This window comes from Nocardia sp. NRRL S-836 (genome assembly GCF_001279525.1).
GTDB lineage: Bacteria > Actinomycetota > Actinomycetes > Mycobacteriales > Pseudonocardiaceae > Lentzea.
In genome coordinates this window covers 73,132-87,006 of record NZ_LGDY01000069.1, presented here as the reverse complement: position 1 = coordinate 87,006, position 13,875 = coordinate 73,132, and the positions used below count along the sequence as shown (strand labels likewise).

Here is a 13,875-nt window from a genome sequence, read left to right as displayed (position 1 = left end):
TGAACACTCCACAAAGGACGGCGACATGAAGAAGACCGCTCTGGCCGCATTGTTCGCGACGGTCCCATTGGTGCTGGCACCCACTGCGGCGAGCGCGTTCGCCTGCTACGACAACCTTTCCGGCGCTGTGGGCACCATGACCTCGATCGTGCGCGACGAGTTCATCACACCGGTGTGCAAAGCCCACCTGCAACCAGGGACAGACCGGCGCGACGTGACCCAGCTGAGGGAGGTCGTCATCCCGCAGGCGATCGCGAACCTCGCCGGGATGAAGCTGATCTACGAGCGGTCGAAGCCGGTGCTCGACGGGCTGGTGGAGAAGTGCTTCTCGCCGGAGGACTACTGCAACCCGGAGGCGATCGGGCGCGCCGTCAGGTGCATCAAGGCCGAGCTGCCCGACGTCGCGATGGCGTCGCTGGGCCCGGACACGCTCACGGAGTCCTGTGACGGGTTCGCGGCCGTTGCCAAGACCGATCCCGAGGGACTCCGCGAGCGCGCCCGCACCGCGGCCGAGTCCTACATCGCGTACCTGCGCACCTAGTTCCCGTGCGGGTCGGTGGCGTTGAGGGTGGCCACGACCTGGTCGTAGTCACCCCGCGCCTCGGCGTAGCGCAGGAACTTCACCCGCTCGACCTGGATCTCCGGCGCGTCGGGCCGGGCCTCGATGATGCTCATGACCTCGGCGACGTAGTCCGCGAGCGGCATGGCGTGGTCGTTGTCGGCCTGGCCCGGCAGCAGGTCCGTCTGCACCGAGGGCGGCTCCAGCTCGGTGACCTTCACCGAGGTGCCCGCCAGCTGCAGCCGCACCGACTCGCTGAGCATGTGGATCGCCGCCTTGGTGGCGTTGTAGCTCGGCGTCACCTTCAACGGCGCGAACGCGAGCCCGGACGACACGGTCATGATGGTGGCGTCCGGTCGCGTCCGCAGGTGCTCCACGAACGCCGCGATGAGCCGGATCGGGCCGAGGAGGTTCGTCGTCACGGTGGTCTCCGCCGACTCCAGGAACGTCTCGGGCCGGCGCCAGTCCTCCACGCGCATGACGCCCGCCATGGTGATCAGCACGTTCAGCTCGGGGAAACGCGCGAGCACGTCCTTGGCCGCGTCCGCGATGCTGCCGGCGTCGGCCGTGTCGATCCGCACGGTCTCGACGCCGGGGTGCTCGGCGGCAATCTGGTCCAGCAGCTCCGTGCGCCGGCCACCGACGATCACGGTGTTGCCGCGCTCCCGCAGCGCGAGGGCGAGCGCCAGGCCGATGCCGCTGGTGGCGCCGGGGATGAAGACGGTGTTTCCGGTGATGTTCATGGTCAGAGCTTCTGCCGTGCGCGGGGGATGCGGCAGAGAGCGCTTGTCGGGGGATCGGCAGTCCCTGGTTCACGGCGCGAACGGCCCGATACTGGAGCCATGGATCGTGCGGAACTAGCGGCCTTCCTCCGCCGCCGACGTGAAGAGCTCCGGCCCGAGGACGTCGGTCTGCCCGTGGGCGCCCGTCGGCGGGCGGCGGGCCTGCGGCGTGAGGAGGTCGCCGCGCTGGCCACGATGTCCACGGACTACTACACCCGCCTCGAACAGCAACGCGGCCCGCAACCGAGCGAGCAGATGCTGGCGGCGCTGGCCCGCGCACTGCGGTTGAGCGACGACGCCCGCGACTACCTGTTCCAGGTGGCCGGCCGCAACGCCCCGTCGCCGTCGGTGACCAGCACCCACGTCGCGCCCGCGTTGCAACGGGTGCTGGACCGCCTGACCGACACACCCGCGCTCATCCTGTCGAACCTGAGCGAGGTGCTGATGCAGAACCGGCACGCGGCGGCGCTCTACGGCGACTCGTCGAAGTTCACCGGCCTGGCGCGCAGCGGGATCTACCGCTGGTTCACCGATCCGGACGAGCGGCTGATCTACCCCGAGCACGACCGCGCCCGCCAGAGCCGCGCGCAGGTGGCGAACCTCCGTGCCGCGTACGGCTCGATGGGACCCAAGTCCCGTGCGGGTGAACTGGTGCGAGTGCTGTCACGGGAGAGTGCCGAGTTCGCGGAGCTGTGGGAACGGCACGAGGTGGCCAGGCGGTTCGAGGACCACAAGGTGCTCGTCCACCCACAGCTCGGGGAGATCGAGGTGGACTGCCAGGCGCTGTTCACCGAGGACCAGTCGCAGGCGCTGCTGGTGCTCACGGCGCCGCCGCGCACGGAGGCGTTCGACAAGATCCAGCTGCTGGGCGTGCTGGGGCACGAGACGTTCGAGGACGTGCGGTAGGGACGGCCCGCCCGCGGGCCGTCCCCGTCAGCGCCTAGAAGGTCAGCTTCCAGGCGTTGATGTAGCCGGTGTCGCCGCGGTAGGTGTCCCGCACCTGCAGCTTCCACACGCCGTTCGCGACCTCGCTGGACGCGTCGGCCGAGTAGGTCTCCACGACGTTGTCGGCGGAGTCGGTGGTGCTGGAGTTCTTCAACCGGTAGGCCGTGCCGTCCGGGGCGATCAGGTCGATCACCAGGTCGCCGCGGAAGGTGTGCACGATGTCGACGCCGACCTTCAGCGTCGCGGGGGCGTTGCCGGTGACGCCGGAGACGGTGATCGAGCTGGTCACGGCCGAGCCGAGGTCGGGGATGGCGACGTCGGCGGTGTTCTCGAAGGTCTGGCCGGGCGGGGTGGTGCCGCCGCCGACCGCGGCCAGCGCGTCGACGCGGCCCTCACCGAAGAAGTTGTTCTTCGCGGTGGTGCCGCTGCACCGGTTGTCGGAGCAGGCCAGGTCGTCGGCCTGGGTGGCGAGCAGGGTGCGCAGCTGGGCGGGGGTGGCGGTCGGGTTGGCCGACTTCAGCAGTGCGGCGACGCCCGCGACGTGCGGGGAGGCCATCGACGTGCCGGACTTCGTGCCGTACCGGCCGCCGGGCAGGGTCGAGTAGACGCTGTCGCCGGGGGCGGCGACGTGCACCTTGTCGGTGCCGAAGTTGGAGAACGACGACTTGGTGTTCGACGAGGTGATCGACGAGACGCTGACGACGCCGGAGACCTCGCCGGGCACGCTCAGGCAGCTGTTGCTGATCGTGCGGGTGGCGGGCGTGGAGTCGTTCGGGCTGGTCGTGTCGGTGGTCTTGGCCGCGAGGTTGTAGTTCTCGTTGCCGGCGGCGGCCACGTTCAGCACGCCCTTGCCCTCGGCGTACGCGACGGCGCGCTTCACGCCCTCCAGGATCGCGTCCTGGTCGGCGTTGTCCGGGCAGTTGAACAGCCACGGGTCGGAGTAGTAGCTGTTGTTGGTCACCTCGAAGCCGCGGTCACCGGAGAAGACCATGGCGCAGATGGTGTTCTCGGCGAAGAACAGCCCGGAGGGCTTCTCCGCGATGCGCACGGAGGCGATCTTCACGCCCGGCGCGACGCCGACCACGCCCTTGCTGTTCTTGGCCGCCGCGATCGTGCCCGCGACGTGCGTGCCGTGCGTGTCGGTGTCGCGCCACGAGCCTGCGCGCGTGTCGAGCTTGCCGTAGGCGCACGACGCGGAGTTGGCCGTGTCGAAGTTCGCCTTGAGGTCGGCGTGCAGGTCGTCCACGCCGGTGTCGAGCACGCCGACGGTGACGTTGGGCGAGCCCTGGTTGACCGCCCACGCGCGGTCGGCGCCGATCTGGCTCATGTCCGTGCGCACCGGTTCGCCGTCGGTGGGCGTGACCTGCGCCGGAGCGGTCGGGATGGCCGGGTTCGCCGCCTCGGCGGGCACGTCGGACGTGCGGGTGGCGCCGACCTTCTGCACGCCGCTCACCGACCGCATCCGGCTCGCGAAGTCCGTCGAACCGGAGTGGGCGACGATGACGCCGATCGCGTCGTACGAGGCCCACACCGTGCCGCTGTTGCTCGCGACGGCGCTCTTCGCGCCCGCCGTGTCGCCCGGCGCGGTGATGACCAGGTACGACCGGTTGCCCGCCGCGGGTGCCGCCGTCGCCGGGGTGGCCGCCGCCAGGACTCCGGCACCCACGACCGCGGCGATGACCACGGCACGCAGGCGTGTTCTTGTGCGCACGAACACTATTCCTCCAACACTCCTCGCGGGCTGTCCCCGCGCACGTGCGCGGGGCGCAGGGGCCCGTTACGAGCAGAAGAGGAGCAACGGCGGCGTCAGGGACGCGCGGCCTTCGGAAACCCTACGAAAGTCGTGTCAGCCGGTCGGCCAGCCAGGCCAGCGAGAGCGGGTAGCGGTAGTCGATGCCGCCGTGACCCGCGTCGAACAGCTCGAAGTGGATCCGCTCGTCCGGCACGCCCACCGCGGCCAGCTCCGCGCGGAACGCCTCCGCGCCGAGGTCGAGGTGGTACTCGTCGCTGCGGCCCGCGTCGATCCACACCGCGCGCAACGACCGCAGCGCGTCGGCGTGCGTTGCCGCCATGCGCACCGGGTCCCAGTCGAGCCAGCGCTGCCACACGCCGGGCCGCAGCACGCCGGTCACCGGGTCGAACGGCAGCTCCGGCGTGCCGTCGTCGAGGGCGGAGAAGCAGGCCGCGACGCCGAGGGTGCTCAGCAGGGTGGCGTCCTCGGGCTTGGTGAACGCCGGCCGACCCTGGAAATCGGCCCACCACGAGCGGATGTCGTGGTCATAGGCGCGTAGGAAACGCACGGCCTTGGCGAAGTCGGGCAGGTAGCAGTACTCGTAGAGCGTGTCGCCCGCGTGCGTGGCCAGCGCGCCGAACAGGTCGGGCCGCAGCATCGGGGTGATCATCGCGCCGAACCCGCCGGAGGACTTGCCGCTGATCGCACGGGACGCGGCGGCCGGGATCGTGCGGTAGTGCGCGTCGACCCACGGCACGATCTCGTCGCACAGGTACGAGTGGTAGCGGCCGGTGCCGGGGGAGTCAACAAACTGCGAGCCGCCGTACGTGGTCCACGCGTCGACGTAGACCACCACACACGCGGGGGCACCGCCCGCGAACACGGCGTCGGCGGTCTCGATGAACGGCTGGCGGAACGGCGTCCGGTTGGCCCACATGCCCAGGTGCCCGGTGTAGCCCTGGATCACGTAGACGGTCGGGTAGCGCTCGTCGGACGAGTCGTAGCCCGGCGGCACGTACACCCACAGCGGGCGCTGGTGCGGGTCGCCGAGCGGGTTGCCGCGCAGCAGCTCGGATTCGACGGTGTGCCGGTCGAGCCGGCCGGCGAGTTCGCCCTCCCACGGAAGCATGGCGTCGAGTCAACCACGATCTTGCTGCCGGCTCGCGAACCGCGCGACGCCCGCACGACCGCCGACGACCGTGTTGCCGCAGATGTGAACGGGTGATCGGGATTTACCGTTAGCCTGGCCGGGGTGACGACCTTGCTGCACCTCAGCGACCCGCACCTGGACGGCTCGCCGGAGCGCGCGGACCGGCTCACCGCCGTGCTCGACCTGCTGCCGCCCACCCGGCAGCCGGACGCGATCGTGCTCACCGGCGACATCGCCGACAACGGCACCGCTGCCGAGTACGCGCAGTTCAGCGCCGTGATGGAGGGCCGCCTGCCGTGGCTCGCGGTGCCGGGCAACCACGACGTCCCCGCGGCGGTCCCGTCGGTGCCGGTGCTCGACGCCGGTGACCTGCGGGTGGTGGGTGTCGACGTGGTCGTGCCGGGCGAGAACCACGGCGTGCTGCGCCCGGAGGAGGCCGACCGGGTGGCCGGGCTGGCCGCCGGTGCGCAGCGGACGGTGCTCGCGTTCCACCAGCCGCCGATGCGGATCGGCCACACCTACGTCGACCCGATGCGGCTGCTGAACGCGGACGCGCTGGCCGAGCTCGTGGAGCGGATCGGCACGGTCACGGCGATCCTCTGTGGACACGTTCACACGGCGTGCGTGGCGTCGTTCGCCGGCGTGCCGGTGCTCGTGGCACCGGGGGTCGTCTCGGCCGCGAACCTCGACGGCGACCACCCGACCGCGAACCGCGAGCACCCGCCGGGCATGGCGCTGCACCAGTTCGGCGCGAACGGGGTCGTCACGACGTTCCACTACGCGTGCTGAGCCAGGGTTGCCGTGACTCCGCTGCCACGGCCTGAGGCCGCTACACGGGACGCCACAGCCGCAGTTGCAGCATCGCGGCGAACCGGGCGTCCGGGTCGGTGAGGTCGAGCTCGCCCACCTCCGCCAGGCGCCGCAGCCGGTAGCGGAACGTGTTGGGGTGCACGAAGACTGCGGCCGAGGCGGCGCCCACGTCGCCGAACGCGTCCAGCCACGCGCTGAGCGTCTCGACCAGGTTGCCGTTGTGCCGGCGGTCGTAGTCGATCAGGCGGGCGACCGGTCCGGTGAGGGTGTCGCCGCGTTCGGCGATCAGGTCGGCCAGCTCCAGCAGCAGGCCCTCGCTGTGCACGTCGGACACCCGCGCGACCGGCCGCGTCGAGCGCCCGGCGCGCAGCACCCGCAGGGCCAGGTCGGCGCCCGCCTTGGACCGGGCGAGCGTCAGCCCGTCCGCGACCGGGCCGACGCCGACGACCACGCGGTCACCGATGCGGGTGCGGAAGTCGGTGGCGATGCGCAGCGCCCGGTCCTCGGACTCGACCGGCAGGATCGCGTACGCGACGTCCCCGACCAGCGCCGCGGCCGCCCGTGGGTGCACGGCGGTCAGGTGCATCGCGAACGCGTCGGCGACCTGCTGGCGTTCGGCCAGCAGCCGGGCGTGCTCGGCGGGACCGTCCGCGTGCGAGTCGGCGAGCGCGAGGACGAGCACCACGCACTCCTGGTCGGTCAGCCCCAGCCGGCGCACCGCCTCCGCCGCGCCCGCGCCGCCCTCGACCGCGGTGCTGACCAGGTCCGCGCGCAGGCGGCGTTCGACGTCGGCACCCGCCCGCTGCCGCATCAGGTGCAACGCCACCAGCTTCGCCGCGTCGCGGAACGCCAGCGCCCGGTCGGCCGGTAACGGGGCGTGCACCGCCGCCCAGATCGAGCCGAGGACCTCGTCACCCGCGCGCACCGCGACGGCGACCCTGGGCAGGCACCAGCCGCCCTCGTCGTCGGGCAGCCCGTCGATGTAGACCGGCTGGTCGCTGCGGTAGAGCCGGCGGAACACCCCGCGTTCCTCCAGCAGCTGCGAGTACCGCGCGGGTACCTGCCGCCCGAGGATCGTCTCGACCCGCGAGGGGTCCGCCTGCTCCTGCCGCCCGGAGAACGCGAGCACCCGCGAGCTGCGGTCCTCGATCGTCACCGGCGCGCCGATCAACGACGCCACGGCGTTGGCCAGCGCGAACAGGTCACCGGCCGGCATGCCGCCGAGCGTCTCGGAGTCGGTGGACACCTCGCCCTCGGCCAGCAGCGAGCGCAGCAGCGCGGCCAGCTGCGTCCACGACGCACCGGGCGCGAGACCCAGCAACGCCACCCCCGACCGGTCGGCGGTCGCGGTGACCTCGTCGGTCACCGCGACCGGACCGCGCACGACGAGCGCCGCCGCGCCCCGTTCGCCCAGCTCGGCGAGCCGGGCGCTGATCTGCCCCGGTTCCCGCACGCCGACGCCGAGCACCAGCGCGCGGGGCGGCAGCACCTGGTCGTCGTGCGGGTCGTCGATCACCACGCCGCCGATCCCGCCCACCCGGCCGGGGTCGCCGCGGACCAGGTCGATCAGCGTGGTGCCCAGGTCGTCGAGCACGCGGGCGAGGCCGGTTCGGTTGCTCACCGCGCCACCGTGCCACGTGGACGGTCCGCAGTGGAACGCCCCGGAGACGGCGCGTGGTGGGCGCGTGCCCCGGCTAGAGCGAGATCCACTCGGTCTTCACCGTCACCTCGTCGAGCACCTCCTGGATGGGCTCCACCCCGAGGCCCGGCCCCGTCGGCACCCGCAGGTGGCCGTCCTCCAGCACGAACGGCTCGGTGACGTCCAGCGCGTAGTAGCGGTCCGACGCCGAGGTGTCACCGGGCAGCGTGCACCCCGGCATCGCCGCCAGTGCCACGTTCGCCGCCCGCCCGATGCCGGTCTCCAGCATGCCGCCGCACCACACCGCGATCCCGTGCGCCGCGCACACGTCGTGGATGCGCCGCGCCTCCAGGTACCCGCCGACCCGGCCGGGTTTGATGTTCACGATCTGGCAGGCGCCCAGCGTGATCGCGTCGGCCGCCGACCGGGCGGAGGTGATCGACTCGTCCAGGCAGATCGGCGTGCGCACGACCTTCGCCAGCTCCGCGTGCGCGAGGATCTCCTCCTCGTCCAGCGGCTGTTCGATCAGCAGCAGGTCGAACGGGTCGAGCCGGGCCAGGTGGCGTGCGTCGGCCAGCGTGTAGGCGGTGTTCGCGTCGACCTGCAGCAGCACGTCGCCGAACCGTTCGCGCACGGCCCGCACCGGCTCGACGTCCCAGCCGGGCTCGATCTTCAGCTTGATCCGGACGTACCCCTCCTCCACGTACCCGGTGACCGCGTCGAGCAGCTCCGGGATCGAGTTCATGATCCCGACCGACACCCCGCACGGCACCCGGTCGCGCGTCGCGCCCAGCTCACGGGCGAACGACACGCCCCGCGAGCGCAGCTCGGCGTCCAGCACCGCCATCTCCAGCGCGCCCTTGGCCATCCGGTGCCCGCGGAACTTCGCGAGCCTCGGCGCGACGGACACCGCGTCGATCTCACCGGCCAGCGCCGGCACCAGGAACCGCCGCAGCACGTCGGCGCAGCCCTCGGTGTACTCCGGCGAGTACACCGGATCGGCCATCGCGACGCACTCGCCCCAGCCCTCGCCCACGTCCGTGACAGCGCGCAGCAGCATGAGCGAGCGCACGGTCTGCGTGCCGAACGACGTCCGGAACGCCCCCTTGAGCGGCATCTCGATCCAGCGGAGCTCGACCCCGGTCAGTTTCACGACTCGATCCTCACTGCGCGGTCCTCACTGCTCGGTTTCTCGACGACGTACCACCCGGCTCGGTCGAACCCGGTGACGCGGGCGCCCGCGGCGAGCAACCCGCCGAGCACGTCCCGCACGGCGTGGCGCCACTGCCTTGCCGCGGCCGGGTTCGCCACCCGCAGCGCCTCGACGTCCGGCGGCACCGCGACGAGCACGGTCGAGCCACCGGTGCTGCCCGGCACCGGCAGGCCGTCCGGGGAGACGCCCAGCCCGACCACGCCCCTGGCCTCCACGACCCGCGGCCGCCCGGCGCACACCTCGGCGACGTCCGGGGCGGCGACCCGCCAGCGCACCAGCAGCCGGTCGCTCTCGACGCCGCCGTTGATGCCGTCGCGCATGTCGCCGTAGAAGTCCGGCAGGTACTCGACGGCGTCGGCGCCGAGCTTGGTCAGGTTGAAGTAGGCGTTGCGGCGCACCAGCGGGTCGAAGGTCCAGGTGATGGTGCTCAGCCCGCGGTCCAGCGCCCACGCCCGCTGGTCGAGCTTGAGCGCGTAACCCACGTTGCGGCCGCGCATCCGGGCCGCAACCCCGGCGATGTGGCTGTGCAGCGACCCGGCCGCCGGCGGCGAGCAGAAGCCGATGCACGCGCCGACCAGCTCGTCGCCCTCGAACGCACCGGCGACGTAGCTGCCCGCCTTGGTCATCGCCCGCAGGAGCTCGGCGGTGACCGGGGGAGTGTTGCCGCTCGACCGCCAGATCTCGGCGTACAACCGCTCGGTGGCCACGAGCTCGGCCTGGTCGGTGAGCTGGCGGACCACCACGTCCTGGGCCAGCAGCGGTTCGGTCATGTGGTCAGCTCCCTCACGAGTGCCGAGAGCAGCGCGGTGCGCGGTGCCAGTTCGGCCACCAGCACGTGCTCGCTCTCGGCGTGTGCGCCACCGCCGACCGCACCGAGACCGTCCAGCGTCGGCACGCCCACCCCCGCGGTGAAGTTGCCGTCGGAAGCACCGCCCACGGCGGCGGACCGCAGCGGACCGCCCAGCCGGGACGCCAGCGCGAACAGGTCGGCGGACATCGCGGCCTCCAGCGGCGCGCGGTTGGGGCCGCCGGACACCTCGATCTTGGCGCCTTCGAGCACCGGTTCCAGTGCCAGCATGGCCTCGTCCACCCGCGTCTGCTCGGCGAGGTCGCACACCCGCACGTCCACCATGAACCTGCCCTGTGCGGCGACGGTGTTCGTCGTCGTGCCCGCGGACAGCACGGTCGGCGTCACGGTCGTTCCCGCCGCGGCGTCGGACAGCGCGGCCACGGCCAGGACCTGGTGCGCGGCCTCGACGGTCGCGCTCACGCCGCGTTCAGGTTCGAGCCCGGCGTGCGCGGCGCGGCCGTGCAGCGTCACCTCGTACATGGACGTGCCCTTGCGCTCGGTCTTGAGCGCGCCGCCGTCGGCCGACGCCTCGGTGACCAGCACGGCCCGGTGCTCCCGCGCCTCGGTCTCGATCAGCCCGCGCGACGACGGCGAGCCGATCTCCTCGTCGCCGGTGATCAGCACCGTGACGCCGTCGGGCGAGTCCAGCGCCGCCACGGCGTGGAAGATCATCACCACGCCGGCCTTCATGTCGAAGCAGCCGGGACCGCGCAGCACGCCGTCGCGCACCGAGAACGGGATCCGGTCGAGGGTGCCGATCGGCCACACCGTGTCGTGGTGGCCCAGCAGCAGCACCCGCCGCGGCCCGTCTCCCAGCCGCCACCGCAGGTGCGTGCGGCCGTCGAGCACGATCCGCTCCGGGGCGGCGCCGAGCAGGGCGGTGCCCACGTCGGCGGTGACCTCGGCGCTGCGCGCGACCGCGGCGAGGTCGGTGGACGGGGACTCGCAGGTGACGAGGCGTTCGATGTCTTTGAGCACGTCAAGACACCTTAGGCGTGGCGCGGACACCCATGTGGAGGTATTCCTCGCCGGTGGGCAGCCGGTAGAACACCAACGAGGTCCAGCTCTCCTGCTCGGAGTCCCGGAACACGAACAGCTCGTCGGTGACCGGCACCAGGTCGACCTCCGGCGGGTCGGGCACGAGCCCGGCCAGCGACCCGGTGACCGCCATCTTCAGCCGCAGGCCGCGTTCACCGGTGCTCACGTCCAGGCGGGAGGAGGCGCGCTCGTAGCGGCCGACGTACCGAGCGGTGTCGACCTCGACGGGGTCACCCGGCTCCAGCGGGCGCGGCATCGCGACGGCGGCCAGCTCGGCGAAGATCTCCCGGTACAGCTCCAGGTACAGCTCACGGGCGTGGCCGCCGTTGGTGAGCAGCGTGACGGCGAGACCCTGTTCGGGGAGCAGGCGCAGGAACGCCGACTGGCCGATGGTGTTGCCGTCGTGGCCGATCAGCCGGTGGCCGTCCCAGCCGAACCGGATCCAGCCCAGGCCCCACGAGTCGCCCAGCGCGTTCGGGTCGGGCACGTCGGTCTGCTTCTCGGTCATCGCCGCCGCGGTGGCCTCCGTCAGCACGGACCCGCCGCCGTCGAGGTGCATCTTCGCGAACCGGAGCACGTCCGCGGTCGTGGAGAAGATCGTCCCGGCCGGTCCGACGGAGCGCGGCAGCGCCCACACCGGTGCGGGCACCTGCTTCCCGTCCTTCTCGACGTGGCCGATGGCGGCGCGGTGCAGCAGCGCCTCCTCCGGCAGCGTGCCGGTGCGCTCCAGGCCGAGCGGGCTGAAGAGCTTCTCTCGCATCGCCGCGTCCCAGGTCTGGCCGGTGAGCTTCTCGATCACCCGTCCGGCGAGCACGAAACCGCTGTTGCAGTAGGAGAACGTGGCACCGAGGGGGTGGTTCTGACCGGCGTCCACGAGCTGCTCGGTGTAGCGCTCCAGGCAGTCGTCACCGCGGCCGGTGTCGGTGAACACGTCACCGTCGATGCCGCTGGTGTGCGTCAGCAGGTGCCGCATCGTGACCTTCTGCGCCACGACCGGGTCGGACAGGCGCAGCTCCGGCAGCACGTCCGCGATCGGCGCGTCGAGGTCGAGCAGGCCCTCGTCCACCAGGCGCATGACGACGGTCGAGGTCCACACCTTGCCGATCGAGCCGATCTGGAACACCGAGTCCTGCGTGACCTCCACGCCGGTCGCCGTGCTCAGCACGCCGTGGCAGGCCTCGGCGACGTCGTCGCCGCGCAGGATCCCGAGCACCGCGCCGGGCACGCCGTGCTTCTTCGCGAGCACGGAAAGCCTGCGCTGCCAGTGCTTCGCGTCCAGCGCGCGCCCCTCGCCGGTGTGCTCGCGCACCCAGTCGACCACGCGCCGGTTGAAGTCCTCGCGGTGCGACGGCGTGCCGTTGAGGATGAACAGGTGCGAGGCGCCGGGGTAGAGCACCAGCCGGGCCGGGACGTCGTTCTGGCGCAACGCGGTGAACCACTGCTCGGCCTGGCCGACCGGGCACCGGTCGTCGTTCGCGCCCTGGTAGATCAACGTCGGTGTGCGCACGTCGTCGACGAGCGTCAGCGGCGACAGCTCGGCCAGGTGCTCACCCGCACCGCCCAGCTCCAGCGCGGTGAGCGCGTGACCGGCGTCGGACGTGCCCGCCATGCTCGTCAGGTCGCTGACCACGCCACCCGCGACGGCGGCGGCGAACCGGCGGTCGCGGCTGGTGAGGTAGCAGGTCATGAAGCCGCCGTAGCTGTAGCCGGTGACGGCGAGCCGGTCGGGGTCGGCGGTGCCCTCGGCGACCAGCTGGTCGATCGGCTCCAGGAAGTCGCGTGCGTCGGCCTTGCCCCACGCACCGAGCGCGGCCTGGTAGAACGCCTCGCCGTAGCCGTCGCTGCCGCGCGGGTTGAGCAGCAGCACCGCCCAGCCGCGCCGTGCCAGCACCTGGTGGTAGAGGTGCACGGGGTCGGCGGAGCCGTTCCACGCGTTGTGCGGGCCGCCGTGGATGTCGAGCAGCAGCGGCAACGGGCCGGTGCGCTCCGGGTCGCGGACGAGCCAGCCGTGCACGACCGTGCCGTCGGAGACGGTGAACTCGCGCTCCTGCGGCACGAACCGCTCGGTGTCGGGGTTGTGTCCGGTGTGGACGGTCACCTCGCCGGAGGCCAGGTCGACGGTGGCGATCTCGCCGTACGAGGTGGCGGTGCCCAGCACGACCGCCGCCGTGCCGCCGCTGACCGACAGCCCCGACACGACCTGCGAGTCACCGCCGACGAGCAGCCGCGGCTCGTCGTCCACCACGTACAGCTGGGTGCAGCCGCGGTCGCGGGCGCAGAAGACCACGCCCTGCGGGCTGAGGGCGGGCAGGCCACCCGGATAGCCGGCCATGCCCGGCATGACGTTGCGGTCCAGCGCTTCGGCCAGGTTGCGCACCTCGCCGCCGTCGAGCGGCACCCGCAGCAGACCCAGGTGACCGGTGTCGGTGGTGGTGCGGCCGGTGACGAGCAACGCGGTGCCGTCCTCGGTCCACGTGATCGTCGCCGCCTGGCCGGACGCGAGCCCGACGAGCTTCGGCTCACCGCCGGCGGCGCTCACGACGTGCACGGGCGCGCGGAACGTCAGGTCGGCGTCGGAGTCGGTGGCCGCCGCGAAGGCCAGCTGCGTGCCGTCCGGCGACCAGGCCGGCGGACCGGCGTGCCAGTCGCCGCCGGTGAGCTGCCTGACCTCACGGCCGTCGAGGTCGAGCACGTGCAGGTGGCTGCGGATCGTGCGCAGGAACCCGGAGCCGTCGGCCTTGTAGTCGAGCCGGTCCGCCACGACCGGCGCCTTGGCGTCGCCCTCGTCGACCGGTGCGCTGAAGGCGACCGCGGTGCCGTCCGGGCTCCACACCGGCGCGCCCGCGCCGAGCGGCAACGACGTCAGCTGCTCCGGTTCGCCGCCGTTCGCGGGCAGCAGCCAGAGCTGCGCGGGCCCGTCCTGGGCGCGCAGGAACGCGATGCGGGCGCCGTCGGGCGACCACGCCGGTGCCACGTCGGTCTCGCCCCTGGTGAGCTGCTCGGCGTTGCCGCCACTCACCCGCCACAGCGACTGCACGTCGCGGTCCTTCTCCCGGTCGGTGGTGCGCAGGACGTACACGATCTCGCTGCCGTCGGGGGAGATCGCGGGCTGCTCGGGCAGCGCGAAGCCGTACAGGTCCTCGATGGTGGTCACGGT

At 72.4% G+C, this 13,875-nt stretch carries 11 protein-coding genes; 3 read left to right on the top strand and 8 right to left on the bottom strand.

What is annotated here, in order from left to right:
• Nucleotides 1-25: 25 nt before the first annotated feature.
• Nucleotides 26-541 (top strand): hypothetical protein, encoded by a 516-nt coding sequence (locus ADL03_RS08220; protein ID WP_053732758.1) that lies wholly within the window; start codon nt 26-28, stop codon nt 539-541.
• Here the strand turns inward: ADL03_RS08220 and ADL03_RS08215 are convergent.
• Entirely contained in the window at nt 538-1,302 is a 765-nt protein-coding gene (locus tag ADL03_RS08215; RefSeq protein ID WP_053732757.1) for an SDR family oxidoreductase, read from the bottom strand. The two genes, ADL03_RS08220 and ADL03_RS08215, sit on opposite strands and share 4 nt — an antisense overlap.
• A gap of 99 nt (nt 1,303-1,401) precedes the next feature.
• Here ADL03_RS08215 and ADL03_RS08210 point away from each other — a divergent pair, with 99 nt between their 5' ends.
• Nucleotides 1,402-2,247, top strand: coding sequence for a helix-turn-helix domain-containing protein (locus ADL03_RS08210; protein WP_053732756.1), 846 nt, complete (start codon nt 1,402-1,404; stop codon nt 2,245-2,247).
• Nucleotides 2,248-2,281: 34 nt separating this feature from the next.
• On the opposite strand, the gene ADL03_RS08205 is transcribed toward ADL03_RS08210, so the two are convergent.
• Together ADL03_RS08205 and ADL03_RS08200 are read right to left on the bottom strand one after the other, a co-directional pair.
• Nucleotides 2,282-3,997 (bottom strand): S8 family serine peptidase, encoded by a 1,716-nt coding sequence (locus ADL03_RS08205; RefSeq protein WP_197288198.1) that lies wholly within the window; start codon nt 3,995-3,997, stop codon nt 2,282-2,284.
• Between the two features lie 121 nt (nt 3,998-4,118).
• Nucleotides 4,119-5,147: an esterase family protein gene (locus ADL03_RS08200; RefSeq protein WP_053732754.1), complete on the bottom strand. Its 1,029-nt coding sequence runs from the start codon at nt 5,145-5,147 to the stop codon at nt 4,119-4,121.
• 123 nt (nt 5,148-5,270) lie between these two features.
• Here ADL03_RS08200 and ADL03_RS08195 point away from each other — a divergent pair, with 123 nt between their 5' ends.
• Nucleotides 5,271-5,957, top strand: a complete 687-nt coding sequence (locus ADL03_RS08195; protein WP_053732753.1) for a metallophosphoesterase — start codon at nt 5,271-5,273, stop codon at nt 5,955-5,957.
• 40 nt (nt 5,958-5,997) lie between these two features.
• On the opposite strand, the gene ADL03_RS08190 is transcribed toward ADL03_RS08195, so the two are convergent.
• From ADL03_RS08190 to ADL03_RS08170, 5 genes are all read right to left on the bottom strand, one after another.
• Nucleotides 5,998-7,599 (bottom strand): CdaR family transcriptional regulator, encoded by a 1,602-nt coding sequence (locus ADL03_RS08190; protein ID WP_053732752.1) that lies wholly within the window; start codon nt 7,597-7,599, stop codon nt 5,998-6,000.
• Nucleotides 7,600-7,672: 73 nt separating this feature from the next.
• Nucleotides 7,673-8,770, bottom strand: a complete 1,098-nt coding sequence (gene menC, locus ADL03_RS08185; RefSeq protein ID WP_053732751.1) for an o-succinylbenzoate synthase — start codon at nt 8,768-8,770, stop codon at nt 7,673-7,675.
• Nucleotides 8,767-9,600, bottom strand: a complete 834-nt coding sequence (locus tag ADL03_RS08180) for a hypothetical protein (RefSeq protein ID WP_053732750.1) — start codon at nt 9,598-9,600, stop codon at nt 8,767-8,769. The genes menC and ADL03_RS08180 overlap by 4 nt, the downstream gene beginning before the upstream one ends.
• The gene (locus tag ADL03_RS08175; RefSeq protein WP_082372977.1) at nt 9,597-10,658 is read right to left on the bottom strand and encodes a M20 family metallopeptidase; all 1,062 of its coding nucleotides are present in this window, start codon (nt 10,656-10,658) and stop codon (nt 9,597-9,599) included. Before ADL03_RS08175 ends, ADL03_RS08180 begins: the two co-directional genes overlap by 4 nt.
• A gap of 1 nt (nt 10,659) precedes the next feature.
• Nucleotides 10,660-13,872 carry a serine hydrolase gene (locus tag ADL03_RS08170; RefSeq protein ID WP_231641647.1) on the bottom strand — a complete coding sequence of 1,071 codons (3,213 nt, stop codon included), beginning with the start codon at nt 13,870-13,872 and terminating at the stop codon, nt 10,660-10,662.
• Nucleotides 13,873-13,875: the final 3 nt, after the last annotated feature.

What these genes read in the sequence shown, in the direction of transcription:
- ADL03_RS08220 (WP_053732758.1), top strand. Translation starts at nt 26, where the DNA reads ATGAAGAAGACCGCTCTGGCCGCATTGTTCGCGACGGTCCCATTGGTG.
- ADL03_RS08215 (WP_053732757.1), bottom strand. Translation starts at nt 1,302, where the DNA reads ATGAACATCACCGGAAACACCGTCTTCATCCCCGGCGCCACCAGCGGC.
- ADL03_RS08210 (WP_053732756.1), top strand. Translation starts at nt 1,402, where the DNA reads ATGGATCGTGCGGAACTAGCGGCCTTCCTCCGCCGCCGACGTGAAGAG.
- ADL03_RS08200 (WP_053732754.1), bottom strand. Translation starts at nt 5,147, where the DNA reads ATGCTTCCGTGGGAGGGCGAACTCGCCGGCCGGCTCGACCGGCACACC.
- ADL03_RS08180 (WP_053732750.1), bottom strand. Translation starts at nt 9,600, where the DNA reads ATGACCGAACCGCTGCTGGCCCAGGACGTGGTGGTCCGCCAGCTCACC.